Origin of the sequence: Streptomyces sp. NPDC058195 (genome assembly GCF_042883525.1) — a bacterium.
Taxonomy (GTDB): Bacteria; Actinomycetota; Actinomycetes; order Streptomycetales; family Streptomycetaceae; genus Streptomyces.
Genome location: NZ_JBHVVM010000009.1, coordinates 86,471 through 105,892 on the forward strand (window position 1 = coordinate 86,471; position 19,422 = coordinate 105,892).

A 19,422-nucleotide genomic window follows, 5' to 3' on the forward strand; every position below is an offset into this window, starting at 1 on the left:
ACGGGCTTGACTTCCAGGGCCCGTCCGGCGCCGTTGCCGGGGTGTGCGGTGCGCCACCCGTCGTTGCCGGGGTGTGCGGTGCGCCACCGCGCTACCTCACGAAGACTCCCGCCTGGCTCGCCAGGTCCAGGAAGTACTGCGGGGCCAGGCCCAGCACCAGGGTGACCGCGACTCCCACCGCGATCGTCGTCATCGTCAGCGGGGACGGGACGGCGACCGTGGGGCCGTCCGCCTTGGGCTCGCTGAAGAACATCAGCACGATGACCCGGATGTAGAAGAACGCGGCGATCGCCGAGGAGATCACACCGACCACGACCAGTCCGCCCGCGCCGCCGTCCGCCGCCGCCTTGAACACGGCGAACTTCCCGGAGAAGCCGGAGGTGAGCGGGATGCCGGCGAAGGCGAGCAGGAACACCGCGAAGACCGCGGCGACCAGCGGCGAGCGGCGGCCGAGCCCGGCCCACTTCGACAGGTGCGTGGCCTCGCCGCCCGCGTCGCGCACCAGGGTGACGACGGCGAAGGCGCCGACCGTCACGAAGGAGTACGCCCCAAGGTAGAAGAGGACCGACGAGACGCCGTCCGGGGTCGTCGCGATCACACCGGCGAGGATGAACCCGGCGTGGGCGATCGAGGAGTAGGCCAGCAGCCGCTTGATGTCGGTCTGGGTGATCGCGACGATCGCCCCGCCCAGCATCGTGAGGACCGCGACGCCCCACAGGACCGGGCGCCAGTCCCAGGCGAGGCCCGGCAGCACCACGTACAGCAGGCGCAGCAGGGCGCCGAACGCGGCGACCTTGGTGGCCGCGGCCATGAAGCCGGTGACCGGGGTCGGGGCGCCCTGGTAGACGTCCGGGGTCCACATGTGGAAGGGCACCGCGCCGACCTTGAAGAGCAGGCCGGTGAGGATCAGCGCGCCGCCGGTCAGCAGCAGCGCGTCGTTGCCCATGGTGGCGGCGAGCGCCGGGTCGATCTGGACGACCGAGCCGTCGACGACCTGGGCGATCCGGGCGTACGAGACGGAGCCCGCGTACCCGTAGAGCAGGGCGATCCCGAAGAGCAGGAACGCCGAGGAGAAGGCGCCGAGCAGGAAGTACTTCACCGCGGCCTCCTGGGACATCAGCCGCTTGCGGCGGGCGAGGGCGCAGAGGAGGTAGAGCGGGAGGGAGAAGACCTCCAGGGCCACGAAGAGCGTCAGCAGGTCGTTGGCCGCCGGGAAGACCAGCATCCCGGCCACCGAGAACAGCACCAGCGGGAAGACCTCGGTGGTGGTGAATCCGGCCTTGACCGCGGCCTTCTCGCTGTCGCTGCCGGGGACCGAGGCGGCCTGGGCGGCGAAGGAGTCGGCCCTGCCCCAAGCGCTCGGCTTCGTCCGGTCAGAGGATGCCCCCTCGCCATGCGGGGCGGGGTCGAGCCTGCGCTCGGCGAAGGTGAAGACGGCGACCAGGGACGTCAGCAGGATGGTGCCCTGCAGGAACAGCGTCGGCCCGTCGATCGCGAGGGCGCCCATCGCGGCGATGTGCGCCTTCGTCGTCGCGTAGCCGCTGGCCGCCAGGCCGACCACCGCGGCGAACGCGGCGGCCAGCGCGACGACGGTGAGGAAGACCTGCGTGAAGTAGCGGGCCCGGCGCGGCACGAAGGCCTCGACGAGTACGCCCACGACGGCGACACCGATCACAATGAGGACCGGCATCAGCTGGGTGTACTCGATGACCGGCGCCTTGAACCTCTCGACGGGGGCGGCCGATGTCACCCCGCCCGCCGTCGTCCACAAGCTGTGGACAGCTGTTGCGCTCACTTGGCGGCCTCCACCTCAGGCTGGGGGTCCTTCTTCTGGACATCCGACATGGTGTGCTGCACCGCCGGGTTGACGATCTCGGTCAGCGGCTTCGGATAGACACCCAGGAAGAGCAGCAGCCCGATCAGCGGCACGACCACCACCAGCTCCCGGACCTTCAGGTCCGCCATGCCCTGGACCTCGGCCTTCACCGGGCCCGTCATCGTCCGCTGGTAGAGGACGAGGACGTAGAGCGCGGCGAGCACGATGCCGGTCGTGGCGATGATGCCCGCCGCCGGGTAGGCGCTGAACGCGCCGACCAGGACCAGGAACTCACTGACGAACGGCGCGAGTCCGGGCAGTGACAGGGTGGCCAGACCGCCGATCAGGAAGGTGCCGGCCAGGATCGGGGCCACCTTCTGGACCCCGCCGTAATCGGCGATGAGCCGGGATCCGCGCCGGGTGATCAGGAAGCCCGCCACCAGCATCAGCGCGGCGGTCGAGATGCCGTGGTTGACCATGTAGAGCGTGGCGCCGGACTGGCCCTGGCTGGTCATCGCGAAGATGCCCAGGATGATGAAACCGAAGTGCGAGATCGACGCGTAGGCGATCAGGCGCTTGATGTCGCGCTGGCCGACGGCGAGCAGCGCCCCGTACACGATGCTGATCAGCGCCAGTACGACGATCACCGGCGTCGCCCACTTGCTGGCCTCCGGGAAGAGCTGGAGGCAGAAGCGGAGCATCGCGAAGGTGCCGACCTTGTCGACGACCGCGGTGATCAGCACGGCGACCGGGGAGGTCGCCTCACCCATCGCGTTCGGCAGCCAGGTGTGCAGCGGCCACAGCGGGGCCTTCACCGCGAAGGCGAAGAAGAACCCGAGGAAGAGCCAGCGCTCGGTACCGGTCGCCATGGAGAGCGAGCCGTTCGCGCGGGCCTCGGCGATCTCGGAGAGCGAGAACGTCCCCGCGACGACGTAGAGGCCGATCACGGCGGCCAGCATGATGAGCCCGCCGGCCAGGTTGTAGAGGAGGAACTTGACCGCGGCGTACGAGCGTTGCGCCGCCGCGTTCTCGTCGCTCCCGGCGTGCGCCCGGTCCCCGAAGCCGCCGATGAGGAAGTACATCGGGATGAGCATGGCTTCGAAGAGGATGTAGAAGAGGAAGACGTCGGTGGCCTCGAAGGAGAGGATCACCATCGCCTCGACCATCAGGATCAGGGCGAAGAAGCCCTGGGTCGGGCGCCAGCGCGAGGACTTCGTCTCCAGGGGATCGGCGTCGTGCCAGCCGGCCAGGATGACGAAGGGGATCAGCAGGGCGGTGAGCGCCATGAGCGCCACGCCGATGCCGTCCACGCCCAGCTCGTAGCGGACGCCGAAGTCCTTGATCCAGGCGTGCGATTCGGTGAGCTGGTAGCGCTCGCCGCCGGGCTCGAAGCGGGCGAGCGCGAGGCCCGCCAGGACCAGCGTGGCCAGCGCGAAGACCAGCGCCGTCCATTTCGCGACGGTGCGCTTCGCGGCCGGGACGGCGGCGGTGGCGATCGCGCCGATCGCCGGGAGTGCCGCGGTCGCTGTCAGGAGGGGAAAGGACATGTGATCAGACCGCCCTCATCAGCAGGGTCGCGGCGATGAGAACCGCCGTACCGCCGAACATCGAGACCGCGTAGGAGCGGGCGTAGCCGTTCTGCAGCTTGCGCAGCCGTCCGGAGAGACCGCCCACCGAGGCCGCGGTGCCGTTGACGACACCGTCGACCAGGGTGTGGTCGACGTACACCAGGGAGCGGGTGAGGTGCTCGCCGCCGCGGACCAGGACCACATGGTTGAAGTCGTCCTGGAGGAGGTCGCGGCGGGCGGCCCGGGTGAGCAGCGAGCCGCGCGGGGCGGTGACCGGCACGGGCTTGCGTCCGTACATCGCCCAGGCGATGGCGACGCCGATGACGAGCACCACCATGGTGGCGGCGGTGACCGTGGTGGCGCTGACGGGTGCGTGCCCGTGGCTGTGCGCGGTGACCGGCTCCAGCCAGTTCAGGAAGCGGTCGTTGAAGGAGAAGAGGAATCCGGCGAAGACCGAGCCGAACGCGAGGACGATCATGGGGAGGGTCATCGACTTCGGGGACTCGTGCGGGTGCGGCTCGTTGCCCTCCGCGTCGGGCTGCCAGCGCTTCTCTCCGAAGAACGTCATCAGCATCACGCGCGTCATGTAGAACGCGGTGATCCCGGCGCCCAGCAGGGCCACCGAGCCGAGGATCCAGCCCTCGGTGCCGCCCTTGGCGAAGGCCGCCTCGATGATCTTGTCCTTGGAGAAGAAGCCGGACAGGCCGGGGAAGCCGATGATCGCCAGATAGCCGAGGCCGAAGGTGATGAAGGTGACCGGCATGTACTTCCGCAGGCCGCCGAACTTCCGCATGTCGACCTCGTCGTTCATGCCGTGCATGACCGAACCGGCGCCGAGGAAGAGCCCGGCCTTGAAGAAGCCGTGCGTCACCAGGTGCATGATCGCGAAGACGTAGCCGATCGGGCCGAGCCCGGCGGCCAGGATCATGTAGCCGATCTGCGACATCGTCGAACCGGCGAGGGCCTTCTTGATGTCGTCCTTCGCGCAACCGACGATCGCCCCGAACAGCAGGGTGACCGCGCCGACGACCACGACGACCAGCTGCGCGTTCGGCGCCTCGTTGAAGATCGCGCCGGAGCGGACGATGAGGTAGACGCCCGCGGTCACCATGGTCGCGGCGTGGATGAGGGCCGAGACCGGGGTCGGGCCCTCCATCGCGTCACCGAGCCAGGACTGCAGCGGCACCTGGGCCGACTTGCCGCAGGCCGCGAGGAGCAGCATCAGGCCGATCGCCGTCAGCTTGCCCTCGCCGGTCTCCCCGGCCGCTTCGAGGACGGGGCCGAAGGCGAAGGTGCCGAAGGTGGTGAACATCAGCATGATCGCGATCGACAGGCCCATGTCGCCGACCCGGTTGACCAGGAACGCCTTCTTGGCGGCGGTGGCCGCGCTGGGCTTGTGCTGCCAGAAACCGATGAGCAGGTACGACGCCAGACCTACGCCCTCCCACCCGGCGTACAGCAGAAGGTAGTTGTCGGCGAGGACCAGCAGCAGCATCGCCGCGAGGAACAGGTTCAGATAGGCGAAGAAGCGACGGCGGCGTTCGTCGTGCTCCATGTAGCCGATCGAGTAGATGTGGATCAGGGTGCCCACACCGGTGATCAGCAGGACGAACGTCATCGACAGCTGGTCGAGCTGGAAGGCCACGTCGGCCTGGAAGCCCTCGACCGGGATCCAGCTGAACAGCTTCTGGTGCAGCGCCCGGTCCTCCGCGCCCTTCCCGACCATGTCGAGGAAGAGCACGGCACCGATGACGAAGGACGCGGCGGCGAGCAGGGTGCCGAGCCAGTGTCCGGCGCGGTCCAGCCGTCGGCCGCCGCAGAGCAGGACCACCGCTCCGAGCAGGGGCGCCGCCACGAGCAGCGCGATCAGGTTCTCCACGATTCAACGTCCCCTTACAGCTTCATCAGGCTGGCGTCGTCGACCGAGGCCGAGTGGCGGGAACGGAACACCGACACGATGATCGCAAGCCCGACCACGACCTCCGCGGCGGCGACGACCATCGTGAAGAACGCCAGGACCTGGCCGTCGAGATTGCCGTGCATCCGGGAGAAGGTCACGAGCGCGAGGTTGCAGGCGTTGAGCATCAGCTCCACGCACATGAACAGCACGATCGCGTTCCGCCGGATCAGCACCCCGGACGCGCCGATGGTGAACAGCAGGGCGGCGAGATAGAGGTAGTAGACCGGGTTCACTTGGCGACCTCCTCTTCTTCGTTGTCACGGCCGAGCCGCTCCTCGGAGCGCTGCTCCAGCGCCTTGAGCCGGTCCAGCGATTCGTGCGACACGTCGCGGATCTGGCCGCGGTCGCGCAGGGTTCCCATGACGGTGAGCTCGGAGGGCGTGCCGTCCGGGAGCAGACCGGGGATGTCCACCGCGTTGTGCCGGGCGTAGACGCCGGGGGCGGGCAGCGGCGGGAGCTGCGTACCGCGCACCCGGGCCTCGGACAGCTCGCGCTGGGTCTTGGCCCGCTCGGTGCGCTCCCGGTGGGTGAGCACCATCGCGCCGACCGTCGCCGTGATCAGCAGGGCGCCGGTGATCTCGAAGGCGAAGACGTACTTGGTGAAGATGAGGCTCGCGAGCCCCTCGACGTTTCCGCCGTGCTCGGTGTTGGCGGTGGCGAGCCCGTTGAAGCTGTTCAGCGAGGCGTTCCCGATGCCCGCGATCAGCAGGACACCGAAGCCGAGCCCGCAGCCCGCGGCCAGCCATCGCTGGCCCTTCAGGGCCTCCTTCAACGAGTCCGCCGCGGTGACACCGACCAGCATGACCACGAAGAGGAACAGCATCATGATCGCGCCGGTGTAGACGACGATCTGGACGACGCCCAGGAAGTACGCACCGTTGGCGAGGTAGAACACCGCCAGGACGATCATGGTCCCGGCGAGGCTCAGCGCGCTGTGCACGGCCTTCTTCATCAGTACGGTGGACAGCGCGCCAATCACGGCGACGATGCCGAGCACCCAGAACTGGACGGCCTCACCGGTCGAGGTCTGGGAAGCCGCAGCGGCCAGGGCGGTCATGCGTCCACCTCCTGCGCCGAGCCGTTGTTCCCGCGGTGCGCGTCGTCCGGCTTCTCGCCCTTGGAGACGGCGGCCTGACGCTCCGTGCCGGGGGCGGCCTCGGTGACCAGGCCCCGGTAGTAGTCCTGCTCGTCCATCCCCGGGAAGATCGCGTGCGGGGTGTCGACCATGCCCTCCTCCAGGCCCGCGAGCAGCTCGTCCTTGGTGTAGATGAGGCTCTCGCGGGTGGTGTTGGCGAGCTCGAACTCGTTGGTCATCGTCAGCGCCCGGGTCGGGCAGGCCTCGATGCACAGTCCGCACAGGATGCAGCGCGCGTAGTTGATCTGGTAGACGCGGCCGTAGCGCTCACCCGGGGAGTAGCGCTCCTCGTCGGTGTTGTCCGCGCCCTCGACGTAGATCGCGTCGGCCGGGCAGGCCCAGGCGCACAGCTCGCAGCCGACGCACTTCTCCAGCCCGTCCGGGTGACGGTTGAGCTGGTGCCGGCCGTGGAAGCGCGGCGCCGTCACCTTCGGCGTTTCCGGGTACTGCTCGGTCAGCCGCTTCTTGAACATGGCCTTGAAGGTCACGCCGAAGCCGGCGACGGGGTTCAGGAATTTCTCTTCCGAGGACCCCGAGGATTCCGAAGCCCCCGAAGCCCCCGAGGATTTAGGTGACTCAGGCACCGTCGGCCTCCTTTCCGTCACTCGCGTTTCCGTCACTCTGAGTATCCGGTCCGCCACTGACAACGAGCTCCCGCTCGTCCCTGCGCCTGCGGCGCGGCACCGGCGGCAGGGTCTGTCCGGGCAGCGGCGGCACCGGGAACCCGCCCGCCATCGGGTCGAAGGCCGGCTCCGGTCCGGCGTCCGCCTCGGCGGCCCGGTCCTTCTTGTCGCGGAAGATGTCGGCGACGAAGGAGATCAGCAGGATCGCGATCACCGCCCCGGCCACGTACAGCACGATCCGCGTGAAGTCGTAGCCCTCGTTGCGCAGCGCGCGCACGGTGGCGACCAGCATCAGCCAGACCACCGAGACCGGGATCAGGACCTTCCAGCCGAGCTTCATCAGCTGGTCGTAACGGACGCGGGGCAGCGTGCCGCGCAGCCAGATGAAGAAGAACAGCAGCAGCTGGACCTTGATGACGAACCAGAGCATCGGCCACCAGCCGTGGTTCGCGCCCTCCCAGAAGGTGCTGATCGGGTACGGGGCCCTCCAGCCGCCCAGGAACAGGGTCGTGGAGACGGCCGAGACGGTGACCATGTTGACGTACTCGGCGAGCATGAACATCGCGAACTTGATCGACGAGTACTCGGTGTTGAAGCCGCCGACCAGGTCGCCCTCGGACTCCGGCATGTCGAACGGGGCCCGGTTGGTCTCACCGACCATCGTGACGATGTAGATGAGGAACGACACCGGCAGCAGGATGATGAACCACCGGTCCTGCTGCGCCTCCACGATCTTCGAGGTCGACATCGACCCGGAGTAGAGGAAGACCGAGGCGAACGCGGCGCCCATCGCGATCTCGTAGCTGATCATCTGCGCGCAGGAGCGCAGACCGCCCAGGAGCGGGTACGTCGATCCGGACGACCAGCCGGCGAGCACGATGCCGTAGATCCCGACCGAGGCGACCGCGAGGATGTAGAGCATCGCGATCGGCAGGTCGGTCAGCTGCATCGTGGTGCGCTGCCCGAAGATCGAGACCTCGTTGCCGGACGGGCCGAACGGGATGACCGCGATCGCCATGAACGCCGGGATGGCGGCGACGATCGGCGCGAGGACGTAGACCACCTTGTCCGCGCGCTTGACGATCACGTCCTCCTTCAGCATCAGCTTGATGCCGTCGGCGAGCGACTGGAGCATGCCCCAGGGACCGTGCCGGTTGGGGCCGATGCGCAGCTGCATCCAGGCGACGACCTTGCGCTCCCACACGATCGAGAAGAGCACGGTCACCATCAGGAACGCGAAGCAGAACACCGCCTTGATGACGACGAGCCACCACGGGTCGGTGCCGAACATCGACAGGTCCTCGGCGGCGAGCACGGCACTGTGCGGTGCCGCGGCCAGTTGTGCGAAGGCACTCACGCCCCCACCTCCGGTGTGACGTCGGGAGTCCCCGGCGCGGCGGGGCCGATCCGGACCAGGCCCCCGGGCCGGGAGCCGGTGTCGGCCGTCACGCCCCGCCCGGCGGAGTTCAGCGGCACCCAGACCACCCGGTCCGGCATGTCGGTGACCTGCAGCGGGAAGGTGACGCTGCCCGCCGGGCCCGTGACGGCCAGCAGGTCGCCGTCCTTCACCCCGGTCTCGGCGGCGGTGGCCGCGGAGAGCCGGGCGACCGCGGCGTGCCGCGTACCGGCCAGCGCCTCGTCGCCCTCCTGGAGCCGGCCCCGGTCGAGCAGCATCCGGTGGCCCGCGAGGACGGCCTCGCCGTCGCCGGGACGGGGCAGGGGGCGCGCCGGTTCGTCCGGCTCGGTGCCGTGCGCCCCGGTCCAGCCGCCGAACCGGTCCAGCTCACGGCGTACGGACTTCAGGTCCGGCAGGGCGAAGCGGGCGGCGGCCTCCACGTTCCCGGTACGGACCATGGCGTCGGCCAGCATGTGCAGCACCCGGGCATCGGCCGGGGCGAGCGTACGGGTCATCTGCTCGGGCTTCAGCGCGGCGTCGAACATCCGCACCCGGCCCTCCCAGTTGAGGAACGTGCCGGGCTTCTCGGCCACCGCGGCGACCGGCAGCACCACGTCGGCGCGCTCGGTGACCTCGCTCGGCCGCAGCTCCAGCGAGACCAGGAAGCCCACGTGGTCCAGGGCTTCCAGGGCCCGCGCCGGGTCCGGCAGGTCCGCGGTCTCGACCCCGGCGACGAGCAGCGCGGCCAGTTCGCCGGTGGCGGCGGCCTCGATGATCTGGCCGGTGTCGCGGCCGAAGCGGGAGGGGAGTTCGGCGACGCCCCAGACGGACGCCACCTCGTCCCGGGCCCGTGGGTCGGTCGCCGGACGGCCGCCGGGCAGCAGCGAGGGGAGCGCGCCCGCCTCCACCGCTCCGCGTTCCCCGGCCCGGCGCGGGATCCACACCAGCGCCGCCCCGGTCGCGGTGGCCGTCCGCAGCGCGGCGGTGTACCCGCCCGGCACCCCGGCCAGCCGCTCGCCGACCACGATCACGGAGCCCCCGGCGCGCAGCGCCTCGGCGGCAGCCGCGCCCTCGCCGTCGAGTCCGACGCCGCCGGCGATCGCGTCCAGCCACTCGGTCTCGGTGCCGGGGGCGGCGGGCAGCAGTGTGCCGCCCGCCTTGGTGAGGCCGCGGGTGGCGTGCGAGGCGATCGCGTACGTGCGCTGCTTGTGCTTGCGGTGGGCCTTGCGCAGCCGCAGGAAGACGCCGGGGGCTTCCTCCTCCGACTCGAAGCCGACCAGCAGCACCGTCGGCGCCTGCTCCAGCGAGGTGTACGTGACGCCCGTGTTGTCCAGGTCCCGGCCGCGGCCGGCGACCCGGGCGGCCAGGAAGTCGGCCTCCTCGCCGCTGTGCACGCGGGCCCGGAAGTCGACGTCGTTGGTGTCCAGCGCGACCCGGGCGAACTTGCCGTACGCGTAGGCGTCCTCGACGGTCAGGCGGCCGCCGGTGAGCACGCCCGTCCGGCCGCGCGCGGCGGCCAGTCCGGTGGCGGCGGCGGCCAGCGCCTCGGGCCAGCTCGCCGGTTCCAGGACGCCCTCGGCGTTGCGGACCAGCGGGGTGGTGAGCCGGTCGCGCTGCTGGGCGTAACGGAAGCCGAAGCGGCCCTTGTCGCAGACCCACTCCTCGTTGACCTCGGGGTCGTTGGCGGCGAGCCGCCGCATGACCTTGCCGCGCCGGTGGTCGGTGCGGGTGGCGCAGCCGCCCGCGCAGTGCTCGCAGACCGACGGCGAGGACACCAGGTCGAAGGGGCGGGAGCGGAACCGGTACGCCGCCGAGGTCAGCGCGCCGACCGGGCAGATCTGGATGGTGTTCCCGGAGAAGTACGACTCGAAGGGGTCGCCCTCACCGGTGCCGACCTGCTGGAGCGCGCCGCGCTCGATCAGCTCGATCATCGGGTCGCCCGCCACCTGGTTGGAGAACCGGGTGCAGCGCGCGCAGAGCACGCACCGCTCGCGGTCCAGCAGCACCTGGGTGGAGATCGGGACGGGCTTCTCGTACGTACGCTTCTTGCCCTCGAAGCGGGAATCCGCCTCGCCGTGCGACATCGCCTGGTTCTGCAGCGGGCACTCGCCGCCCTTGTCGCAGACGGGGCAGTCCAGCGGGTGGTTGATGAGCAGCAGCTCCATCACACCCTTCTGGGCCTTGTCGGCGACGGGTGAGGTGAGCTGCGTGCGGACCACCATGCCCTCGGTGCAGGTGATGGTGCAGGACGCCATCGGCTTGCGCTGGCCCTCGACCTCCACGATGCACTGGCGGCAGGCACCGGCCGGGTCGAGGAGCGGGTGGTCGCAGAAGCGCGGGATCTCGATGCCGAGGAGTTCGGCGGCCCGGATGACCAGGGTGCCCTTGGGCACGCTGACCTCGATGCCGTCGATGGTCAGCGTGACCAGGTCCTCGGGCGGGAGCGCCGCCTCGCCGCCCCCGGAGGGCGCACTCGTGGTGACTGTCATGCGTTCACCTCCTGGTGAGCGTTCTTGTCGTCGGCCCAGACGGTGGACCTGGCGGGGTCGAAGGGGCAGCCCTTGCCCGTGATGTGCTGCTCGTACTCCTCGCGGAAGTACTTCAGCGAGGAGAAGATCGGCGAGGCGGCGCCGTCGCCGAGGGCGCAGAAGGACTTGCCGTTGATGTTGTCGGCGATGTCGTGGAGCTTGTCGAGGTCGGACATCTTTCCCTGGCCGGCCTCGATGTCGCGGAGCAGCTGCACGAGCCAGTACGTGCCCTCGCGGCAGGGCGTGCACTTGCCGCAGGACTCGTGGGCGTAGAACTCGGTCCAGCGGGTGACGGCGCGCACGACGCAGGTGGTCTCGTCGAAGCACTGGAGCGCCTTGGTGCCGAGCATGGAACCGGCGGCGCCGACGCCCTCGTAGTCGAGGGGTACGTCGAGGTGTTCGTCGGTGAACATCGGGGTGGACGAGCCGCCCGGGGTCCAGAACTTCAGCCGGTGGCCGGGGCGCATGCCGCCGCTCATGTCGAGCAGCTGGCGCAGCGTGATGCCGAGCGGCGCCTCGTACTGGCCCGGGGTCGAGACGTGCCCGCTGAGCGAGTACAGGGTGAAGCCGGGGGACTTCTCGCTGCCCATCGACTTGAACCATTCCTTGCCCCGGTTCAGGATCGCGGGAACCGAGGCGATGGACTCGACGTTGTTCACCACGGTGGGGCAGGCGTACAGACCTTCGACGGCGGGGAAGGGGGGCCGCAGCCGGGGCTGGCCGCGTCGTCCTTCCAGCGAGTCGAGCAGTGCGGTCTCCTCACCGCAGATGTACGCGCCCGCGCCCGCGTGCACGGTGAGTTCCAGGTCGAGCCCGGAGCCCATGACGTCCTTGCCGAGGAAGCCCGCCGCGTACGCCTCGCGCACGGCCTCGTGGAGCCGCCGCAGTACGGGGACGACCTCGCCGCGCAGGTAGATGAAGGCGTGCGAGGAGCGGATCGCGTAGCAGGCGATCACGATGCCCTCGATGAGGCTGTGCGGGTTGGCGAAGAGGAGCGGGATGTCCTTGCAGGTGCCCGGCTCCGACTCGTCGGCGTTGACCACCAGGTAGTGGGGTTTGCCGTCGCCCTGCGGGATGAACTGCCACTTCATCCCGGTGGGGAAGCCCGCGCCGCCGCGGCCGCGCAGGCCGGAGTCCTTGACGTAGGCGATGAGGTCGTCCGGCGTCATGGCGAGGGCCTTGCGCAGTCCCTCGTATCCGTCGTGGCGCCGGTAGGTCTCCAGGGTCCAGGACTCCGGCGCGTCCCAGAAGGCGGAGAGGACGGGGGCGAGGAGCTTCTCCGGACTGTCCCCGTTACCGTTTCCGTTGTCGTTGATCTCGGTCGTCAACGTCATCACTCCCCCTCCTCGGCTGTCGGCCGTTCGCCGCCGCGCGGGGCGACGACGCGCGCGTGCGGCTCCTCGCCCTTGGCGAGCCGGAGGCCGACCAGCGAGGCGGGGCCCGCGCCGCCGGTGGCCTCGACGGCGCCGGGGCGCTCGTCGGGGAATCCGGCCAGGATGCGGGCGGTCTCCTTGTACGAGCAGATCGGGGCGCCGCGGGTGGGTTCGACGGTGCGCCCGGCGATGAGGTCGTCGACCATGCGGGTCGCGCTCTCGGGCGTCTGGTTGTCGAAGAACTCCCAGTTGACCATCACCACGGGGGCGAAGTCGCAGGCGGCGTTGCACTCGATGTGTTCGAGGGTGATCTTCCCGTCCTCGGTCGTCTCGTCGTTGCCGACGCCGAGGTGCTCCTGAAGCCGTTCGAAGATGGCGTCCCCGCCCATCACCGCGCACAGGGTGTTGGTGCAGACGCCGACCTGGTAGTCGCCGCTGGGACGGCGCCGGTACATCGTGTAGAAGGTGGCGACGGCGGTGACCTCGGCGGTGGTGAGGCCGAGCGTGTCGGCGCAGAACGCCATGCCCGTACGGGAGACGAAGCCCTCCTCGGACTGCACCAGGTGGAGCAGGGGCAGCAGGGCGGAGCGGCTGTCGGGGTAGCGGGCGACCACCTCCTTCGCGTCCGCTTCGAGCCTGGCGCGCACCTCGGCCGGGTAGGCGGGGGCGGGGAGCTGCGGCATCCCCAGACTGACTTCCCTCTGTGCTTCGGTCACCGGTCGACGCCTCCCATCACGGGGTCGATGGACGCGACGGCGACGATGACGTCGGCGACCTGGCCGCCCTCGCACATCGCCGCCATGGCCTGGAGGTTGGTGAAGGACGGGTCGCGGAAGTGGACCCGGTAGGGGCGGGTGCCGCCGTCCGAGACGACGTGCACGCCGAGCTCGCCCTTGGGCGACTCGACGGCGGTGTACGCCTGTCCGGCCGGAACCCGGAAGCCCTCGGTCACCAGCTTGAAGTGGTGGATCAGGGCCTCCATGGAGGTGCCCATGATCTTCTTGATGTGGTCGAGCGAGTTGCCCAGTCCGTCCGGTCCGAGCGCGAGCTGCGCGGGCCAGGCGATCTTCTTGTCGGCGACCATCACCGGTCCGGGGGCGAGCCGGTCGATGCACTGCTCGACGATCCGCAGCGACTGGCGCATCTCCTCCAGCCGGATGAGGAAGCGGCCGTAGGCGTCGCAGCTGTCGGCGGTCGGGACGTCGAAGTCGTAGGTCTCGTACCCGCAGTAGGGGTCGGTCTTGCGCAGGTCGTGCGGGAGTCCGGCCGAGCGCAGGATCGGACCGGTGGCGCCGAGGGCCATGCAGCCGGTCAGGTCGAGGTAACCGACGTCCTGCATGCGGGCCTTGAAGATGGGGTTGCCGGTGGCGAGCTTGTCGTACTCCGGCAGGTTCTTCTTCATGGTCTTCACGAACTCGCGCAGCTGGTCGATCGCGCCGGGCGGCAGGTCCTGGGCGAGTCCGCCGGGGCGGACGAACGCGTGGTTCATGCGCAGGCCGGTGATCAGCTCGAAGAGATCGAGAACCAGTTCACGATCGCGGAAGCCGTAGATCATGATCGTGGTGGCGCCGAGCTCCATGCCGCCGGTGGCGATGCACACCAGGTGCGAGGAGAGCCGGTTCAGCTCCATCAGCAGGACGCGCAGGACGGTGGCCCGGTCGGGGATCTGGTCCTCGATGCCGAGGAGCTTCTCGACGCCGAGGCAGTACGCCGTCTCGTTGAAGAACGGCGTCAGGTAGTCCATGCGCGTGACGAAGGTGGTGCCCTGGGTCCAGTTCCGGTATTCGAGGTTCTTCTCGATGCCGGTGTGGAGGTAGCCGATGCCGCAGCGGGCCTCGGTGACGGTCTCGCCGTCGATCTCCAGGATCAGCCGCAGCACTCCGTGCGTGGAGGGGTGCTGGGGGCCCATGTTGACGATGATGCGTTCGTCGTCGGACTTGACCGCGGATTCGACGACCTCGTCCCAGTCGCCGCCGGTGACCGTGTATACGGTGCCTTCGGTCGTGGCACGGGGCGTTGCGTGTGGAGTGGTCATCAGGAGTACGACCTCCGCTGGTCCGGAGCCGGGATCTGGGCGCCCTTGTACTCGACGGCGATGCCGCCGAGCGGGTAGTCCTTGCGCTGCGGGAAGCCCTGCCAGTCGTCCGGCATCATGATCCGGGTGAGGGCGGGATGCCCGTCGAAGACGAGCCCGAAGAAGTCGTAGGCCTCGCGCTCGTGCCAGTCATTGGTCGGGTAGACCGCGACGAGGGACGGGAGATGCGGTTCCTCGTCCGGGACCGACACCTCCAGCCGGATCAGCCGGCCGTGCGTGAGCGAGCGCAGGTGGTAGACGGCGTGCAGTTCGCGGCCCTTGTCGCCGGGGAAGTGGACGCCGCTCACCCCCGTGCAGAGCTCGAAGCGCAGTGCCGGATCGTCCCGCAGGGTCCGGGCGACCCGGACCAGGTGTTCGCGGGCGATGTGGAAGGTGAGCTCGCCCCGGTCGACGACGGTCTTCTCGATGGCGTTGCCGGGGAGGAGGTCCTGCTCCTCCAGGGCGCCTTCGAGCTCGTCGGCGACCTCGTCGAACCAGCCGCCGTACGGGCGGGAGGCGGCGCCGGGCAGGGTCACGGTGCGGACGAGGCCGCCGTAGCCGGAGGTGTCGCCGCCGTTGGCGGCGCCGAACATGCCCTTGCGTACGCCGATGACCTCGCCGGTGTCCGCGCGGGGGGCGGGCACGCCGTTCTGGTTCTGCTCGTCCTGGTTACGGCTCTCGCTCACCGCAGCAGCCCCTTCATCTCGATCAGGGGCAGGGCCTTGAGCGCGGCGTCCTCCGCCTCGCGGGCGGCCTCCTGTGCGTTGACCCCGAGCTTGGAGCCCTGGATCTTCTGGTGGAGCTTGAGGATCGCGTCCATCAGCATTTCGGGCCGGGGCGGACAGCCCGGCAAATAGATGTCAACCGGAACAATGTGATCAACACCCTGCACAATGGCGTAATTGTTGAACATTCCGCCCGATGACGCGCAAACACCCATCGAGATGACCCACTTGGGGTTGGGCATCTGGTCGTAGACCTGCCGCAGGACGGGAGCCATCTTCTGGCTGACCCGTCCCGCCACGATCATCAGATCCGCCTGCCGCGGCGATCCGCGGAAGACCTCCATCCCGAAACGGGCCAGGTCGTACCGCCCGGCTCCGGTCGTCATCATCTCGATGGCGCAACAGGCGAGGCCGAAGGTGGCGGGGAAGACGGAGGACTTCCGCACCCATCCGGCGGCCTGTTCGACAGTGGTCAGCACGAAGCCGCTGGGCAGCTTCTCTTCGAGTCCCATGGTGTGCCCCTCAGCCCCTCAGTCCCATTCCAGGCCGCCGCGACGCCACACATAGGCGTAGGCGACGAAGACGGTGAGCACGAAGAGCAGCATCTCCACGAGCCCGAAGATCCCCAAGGCGTCGAAGGAGACCGCCCAGGGATAGAGGAAGACGATCTCGATGTCGAAGACGATGAAGAGCATCGCCGTCAGGTAGTACTTGATGGGAAAGCGGCCGCCTCCGGCCGGAGTGGGGGTCGGTTCGATCCCGCACTCGTACGCTTCGAGCTTTGCCCGGTTGTACCGCTTGGGGCCGATAAGCGTGGCCATGACCACGGAGAAGATCGCAAACCCTGCCCCGAGGGCGCCGAGCACGAGGATGGGCGCGTAGGCATTCACGCTCCTCGCTCCTTCCAGTCGTCCTTGACCGTTGGACCGCATCGGGCGACCGGCTCACCGCCTCACCAAGATCGTGCTCATGTGAGGCAGTTCACAAGCCCGACTGCCCCGCATCCTATGCCTGCCATCCTGTGATCTGCGACACGGGGTGCGACAACGTCTTTGTGATCTCCACCACCTGACGAAGGATCATGAAGTCGGATGAGCGGTGATCTTCACACGCGAAGCGGCCGAGTGATCACGAGACGTGACATCCATGGCTGTTACCGCTGGTCAAACGGGTGCCGCCCTATCAAGAGATGGCCATACCAAGCAAATTGGCGATGGACGACACGGGGTGATAGAGACCCTGTCCGCACCCACCCGCCACCCCCGGTCCGCTCCGGCCCCTCACCACCCCGCCCCCGGAGCCGTCACCCGCGCCACCGGATCTCACCCGCCCGTGGCGGCGCGAGGAGCGAAGTGGACGTACGCGAACATTTACGTCCTTCCGGATGAACAGAGCATCTCCCCGCACCGGGAGCCACCTTGGGCGCATGGCGCATAACCGCCTCCCCTGCCCTGATCACGCTGTGACCTGCATCACACCACCGAAGCCGCGACAAAAGCGGGCTTGGCCATCAGTACGAGCGGATGGTAGGTGGCGGGCAATTCGGGCGTATTGCCGAAAGTCCGTGATCACAGCGGTGATCGAGCATGCCCGTTTTGCCCGTTACGGCGTCAATAAGGCCCCTCGGAAAGCGGATTCATAGATTCCGAACGTAACTGTGTCGCAACACACGTTTCTTGATGGGAGGCCCGGAGCCCTGATAGCGCTAGTACTCATGTCCCACACCGCTCACATACCCAGCCACCGGAAGCCCCGCCGGAACGCCCCGAAGACGGCGCTGCGGGCCGGAGTTGCCGGTGGCGTCCTCAGCACCATCGCCGTCGCGGGCACCGCCGGAACGGCTCAGGCCGAGCCGGTGACCCAGACCATCGAGATGCCCACCCTCACCTCTGGGCTCTCCACCGCTGTCGCCGCGTCGGCCGAGGCCACCCAGCAGGTGGCCCAGGACCTGCAGACGCAGGCCCAGGAGGACGCCGCGGCGACCACCGCCGCGAAGGCCGCGAAGAAGGCCAAGGCCGAGGCGGTCCGCAAGGCCGAGGCCAAGAAGAAGGCGGAGGCCGCCGCCAAGGCGAAGGCCGAGGCCGCCGAGCGCGCCTCCCGCACCGCCGAGCGCACAACGCTCAGCGCGTCCATGGGCTCCACCTCCGTCTCGTCGAACGCGACCGGCTCCGCCGCGTCCGTCATCGCCTTCGTCAAGGCCCAGGTCGGCGACGCGTACGTGCTCGGCAGCACCGGCCCCAACTCGTGGGACTGCTCCAGCCTGGTCCAGGCCGCGTTCCGCACCGTCAACGTCGACCTGCCGCGCGTCTCGCAGTCCCAGTCCACCGTGGGCACCCAGGTCTCGCTGAACAACCTCCAGCCGGGCGACATCCTGTACTGGGGCGGCGCGGGCAGCGCGTACCACGTCGGTGTCTACGTGGGCGGCGGCCAGTTCGTCGGTGCGCAGAACTCCGGCACCGGTGTGGTGCAGCGTCCGCTCTCCTACGACCCGCCGTCGGGCGCGGTCCGCGTTCTCTGATCCACCCGCGCACCGGTACACCGCCGCGTCGCAGGCGAAGGGCCGCCGCTCCCCCGCTCGGGAGCCGCGGCCCTTCGCCGTGTCCGGCCGGATGGTGGGGACAGCACCACCACGGACTCGGTGCTGGCCCCCCGGACTATTCGGGGGGCCGCTTTACTGCCTGGCTCCATGGCTGACAGCACGATGAATTCATGCAGCCAACGCCCGCTCATTCGCCCGGTCGCGCCCGCGATCCGTTCATAGACATCATCAGAGCACTGTGCGTGCTGGCCGTGATTTCCCAGCACTGGCTCATGCCGGTCCTGGCCTATGAGAACGGCCGACTGAGCACCGGCAACGCACTCGCCAGCCCCGGCTGGTGGATCGTCACCTGGCTGACCCAGGTCATGCCGATGGTCTTCTTCGCCGGTGGCGCGGCGAATTTCTACTCGTTCCGCTCGGTGACCTCGGTGCCCGAATGGCTCCGGAGCAGGATCGCGCGTCTTCTGGTGCCGGTCGTACCGCTGGCCGGAGTCTGGCTGTTGCTGCCCCATCTGCTGACCGGCGCGGGCGTGCCCCGGCAGCCGGTGATGCTGGCGGGCAAAATCGCGGGGCAACTGCTCTGGTTCCTCGCGGTCTACGTGCTGGTCGTCGCGGTCACCCCGCTGATGTTCCGGTGGTACCGCCGCCACGGCTGGCGGGTGCTCGGGGTCCTTGCCGCGTGTGCCGTGGCCGTCGATGTGCTGCGGTTCCAGGCGGGCCCCGCGGTCGGTTTCGTGAACGCCCTGTTCGTCTGGCTCGCCGTCCACCAGCTCGGCTTCCACTACGCCGACGGCGGTCTGCGCATGCGGCGCGGCTGGGCGGCCCCGGCCCTGGCCGCCGCCGGTTTCGGGCTCACCGCCGCCGCGGTGTTCTTCGGCCCCTATCCGGCCTCCATGATCGGAATGCCCGGTGCCCCCGTCTCCAACATGAGCCCGCCGACCGCGGTGATGCTCTCGCTGGCCGCCGGACAGCTCGGGCTCTGGCTGGCTCTCAGGCCGCTGATCACGCGATGCGCCGGACGCCCCCGCGTCACGGCCGTTCTGCACTGGTGCGGGGCGCGTTTCATGACCCTGTATCTCTGGCACATGCCGGCCCTCGTCATGACGGCGGGAATCGCCGTGGTCGGATTCGGTTTCGCGACTCCGGCGCCCGGCAGCCCGATGTGGTTCGCGGTGGCTCCGGTATGGGTCGGCACCGCCGGGTTCTTCCTGATGTGTTTCACGCGGGTATTCGGCCGGTTCGAATTCCGGCGCCGTCCCTCCGTTTCCGGTGTGGTGGCGCGCACGAGCCCCGGCAGGGTCGCCGTCGCCGCGGTGCTCTCCGCCGCCGGTCTCCTCGGCCTGGCCGCCCAGGGGTTCGTCTCACCCGGGAGCGTCCCGACCCCGGTGCTCTGGGTGCTGCTGGTGCTGGTGGCCCTCTTCGCCGCACGGGAGAAGCCCGTACGGAAGGAGCCCGCGCAGGAGAGTCCCGCGCAGGAGAAGCCCGCGCAGGAGAAGCCCGCGCAGGAGAGTCCCGTGCAGGAGAGTCCCGCCGTGAAGACGTCCGCGGACGGAACACTCGTACGGTTGCCGGTCCCGCGCCCCGCCCCGCGCCCCGCCGCCGTCCTGGCCGCGCCGCTCCCCGCCGCACGGAAATCGGCATGAGCTAGGCTCGCCGGGGTGCAATGAGGGGCCTCGAACCGGGCG

The 19,422-nt window shown here is 69.3% G+C and carries 16 protein-coding genes; 2 read left to right on the top strand and 14 right to left on the bottom strand.

All coding sequences use genetic code 11. The features are described 5' to 3' along the window. Positions 1-91 precede the first annotated feature (91 nt). From nuoN to ACFVWY_RS14055, 14 genes are read right to left on the bottom strand one after another with little or no spacing between them, the layout of a single operon-like run. Complete coding sequence (gene nuoN, locus ACFVWY_RS13990) at positions 92-1,795, bottom strand: NADH-quinone oxidoreductase subunit NuoN (protein WP_389871112.1); 1,704 nt, start codon at positions 1,793-1,795, stop codon at positions 92-94. Beyond that, positions 1,792-3,363: an NADH-quinone oxidoreductase subunit M gene (locus ACFVWY_RS13995; protein WP_389871115.1), complete on the bottom strand. Its 1,572-nt coding sequence runs from the start codon at positions 3,361-3,363 to the stop codon at positions 1,792-1,794. The genes nuoN and ACFVWY_RS13995 overlap by 4 nt, the downstream gene beginning before the upstream one ends. A gap of 4 nt (positions 3,364-3,367) precedes the next feature. Then, positions 3,368-5,263 (bottom strand): NADH-quinone oxidoreductase subunit L, encoded by a 1,896-nt coding sequence (gene nuoL, locus ACFVWY_RS14000; RefSeq protein WP_389871118.1) that lies wholly within the window; start codon positions 5,261-5,263, stop codon positions 3,368-3,370. Between the two features lie 14 nt (positions 5,264-5,277). Next, positions 5,278-5,577 (bottom strand): NADH-quinone oxidoreductase subunit NuoK, encoded by a 300-nt coding sequence (gene nuoK / locus ACFVWY_RS14005; protein WP_389871120.1) that lies wholly within the window; start codon positions 5,575-5,577, stop codon positions 5,278-5,280. Beyond that, positions 5,574-6,401, bottom strand: coding sequence for an NADH-quinone oxidoreductase subunit J (locus tag ACFVWY_RS14010; protein ID WP_389871122.1), 828 nt, complete (start codon positions 6,399-6,401; stop codon positions 5,574-5,576). The genes nuoK and ACFVWY_RS14010 overlap by 4 nt, the downstream gene beginning before the upstream one ends. Then, positions 6,398-7,063, bottom strand: a complete 666-nt coding sequence (gene nuoI, locus ACFVWY_RS14015) for an NADH-quinone oxidoreductase subunit NuoI (RefSeq protein ID WP_389871123.1) — start codon at positions 7,061-7,063, stop codon at positions 6,398-6,400. Before nuoI ends, ACFVWY_RS14010 begins: the two co-directional genes overlap by 4 nt. Continuing rightward, complete coding sequence (gene nuoH / locus ACFVWY_RS14020; protein WP_389871126.1) at positions 7,056-8,459, bottom strand: NADH-quinone oxidoreductase subunit NuoH; 1,404 nt, start codon at positions 8,457-8,459, stop codon at positions 7,056-7,058. Before nuoH ends, nuoI begins: the two co-directional genes overlap by 8 nt. After that, positions 8,456-10,987 (bottom strand): NADH-quinone oxidoreductase subunit G, encoded by a 2,532-nt coding sequence (locus ACFVWY_RS14025; protein WP_389871129.1) that lies wholly within the window; start codon positions 10,985-10,987, stop codon positions 8,456-8,458. Before ACFVWY_RS14025 ends, nuoH begins: the two co-directional genes overlap by 4 nt. Further along, complete coding sequence (nuoF, locus tag ACFVWY_RS14030; protein WP_389871130.1) at positions 10,984-12,360, bottom strand: NADH-quinone oxidoreductase subunit NuoF; 1,377 nt, start codon at positions 12,358-12,360, stop codon at positions 10,984-10,986. Before nuoF ends, ACFVWY_RS14025 begins: the two co-directional genes overlap by 4 nt. Continuing rightward, the gene (gene nuoE / locus ACFVWY_RS14035) at positions 12,360-13,082 is read right to left on the bottom strand and encodes an NADH-quinone oxidoreductase subunit NuoE (RefSeq protein ID WP_389871420.1); all 723 of its coding nucleotides are present in this window, start codon (positions 13,080-13,082) and stop codon (positions 12,360-12,362) included. Before nuoE ends, nuoF begins: the two co-directional genes overlap by 1 nt. Before the next feature lie 29 nt (positions 13,083-13,111). Further along, positions 13,112-14,434, bottom strand: a complete 1,323-nt coding sequence (locus ACFVWY_RS14040) for an NADH-quinone oxidoreductase subunit D (RefSeq protein WP_389871133.1) — start codon at positions 14,432-14,434, stop codon at positions 13,112-13,114. Next, complete coding sequence (locus tag ACFVWY_RS14045; RefSeq protein ID WP_389871135.1) at positions 14,434-15,159, bottom strand: NADH-quinone oxidoreductase subunit C; 726 nt, start codon at positions 15,157-15,159, stop codon at positions 14,434-14,436. Before ACFVWY_RS14045 ends, ACFVWY_RS14040 begins: the two co-directional genes overlap by 1 nt. Beyond that, complete coding sequence (locus ACFVWY_RS14050) at positions 15,156-15,710, bottom strand: NADH-quinone oxidoreductase subunit B family protein (RefSeq protein WP_352276005.1); 555 nt, start codon at positions 15,708-15,710, stop codon at positions 15,156-15,158. Before ACFVWY_RS14050 ends, ACFVWY_RS14045 begins: the two co-directional genes overlap by 4 nt. 18 nt (positions 15,711-15,728) lie before the next feature. Next, positions 15,729-16,088: an NADH-quinone oxidoreductase subunit A gene (locus tag ACFVWY_RS14055; RefSeq protein ID WP_003967084.1), complete on the bottom strand. Its 360-nt coding sequence runs from the start codon at positions 16,086-16,088 to the stop codon at positions 15,729-15,731. An 824-nt stretch (positions 16,089-16,912) separates the two neighbouring features. Here ACFVWY_RS14055 and ACFVWY_RS14060 point away from each other — a divergent pair. Both ACFVWY_RS14060 and ACFVWY_RS14065 read left to right on the top strand, forming a co-directional pair. Beyond that, positions 16,913-17,716, top strand: a complete 804-nt coding sequence (locus tag ACFVWY_RS14060) for a C40 family peptidase (protein ID WP_389871140.1) — start codon at positions 16,913-16,915, stop codon at positions 17,714-17,716. A gap of 191 nt (positions 17,717-17,907) precedes the next feature. Further along, entirely contained in the window at positions 17,908-19,380 is a 1,473-nt protein-coding gene (locus tag ACFVWY_RS14065) for an acyltransferase (protein ID WP_389871143.1), read from the top strand. Positions 19,381-19,422: the final 42 nt, after the last annotated feature.

Excerpts from the sequence above, each read along its gene's own strand:
- ACFVWY_RS13995 (WP_389871115.1), bottom strand. The coding sequence starts at position 3,363 with ATGTCCTTTCCCCTCCTGACAGCGACCGCGGCACTCCCGGCGATCGGC.
- ACFVWY_RS14010 (WP_389871122.1), bottom strand. The coding sequence starts at position 6,401 with ATGACCGCCCTGGCCGCTGCGGCTTCCCAGACCTCGACCGGTGAGGCC.
- ACFVWY_RS14025 (WP_389871129.1), bottom strand. The coding sequence starts at position 10,987 with ATGACAGTCACCACGAGTGCGCCCTCCGGGGGCGGCGAGGCGGCGCTC.
- nuoF (WP_389871130.1), bottom strand. The coding sequence starts at position 12,360 with ATGACGTTGACGACCGAGATCAACGACAACGGAAACGGTAACGGGGAC.
- nuoE (WP_389871420.1), bottom strand. The coding sequence starts at position 13,082 with ATGCCGCAGCTCCCCGCCCCCGCCTACCCGGCCGAGGTGCGCGCCAGG.
- ACFVWY_RS14040 (WP_389871133.1), bottom strand. The coding sequence starts at position 14,434 with ATGACCACTCCACACGCAACGCCCCGTGCCACGACCGAAGGCACCGTA.
- ACFVWY_RS14050 (WP_352276005.1), bottom strand. The coding sequence starts at position 15,710 with ATGGGACTCGAAGAGAAGCTGCCCAGCGGCTTCGTGCTGACCACTGTC.
- ACFVWY_RS14060 (WP_389871140.1), top strand. The coding sequence starts at position 16,913 with ATGTCCCACACCGCTCACATACCCAGCCACCGGAAGCCCCGCCGGAAC.
- ACFVWY_RS14065 (WP_389871143.1), top strand. The coding sequence starts at position 17,908 with ATGCAGCCAACGCCCGCTCATTCGCCCGGTCGCGCCCGCGATCCGTTC.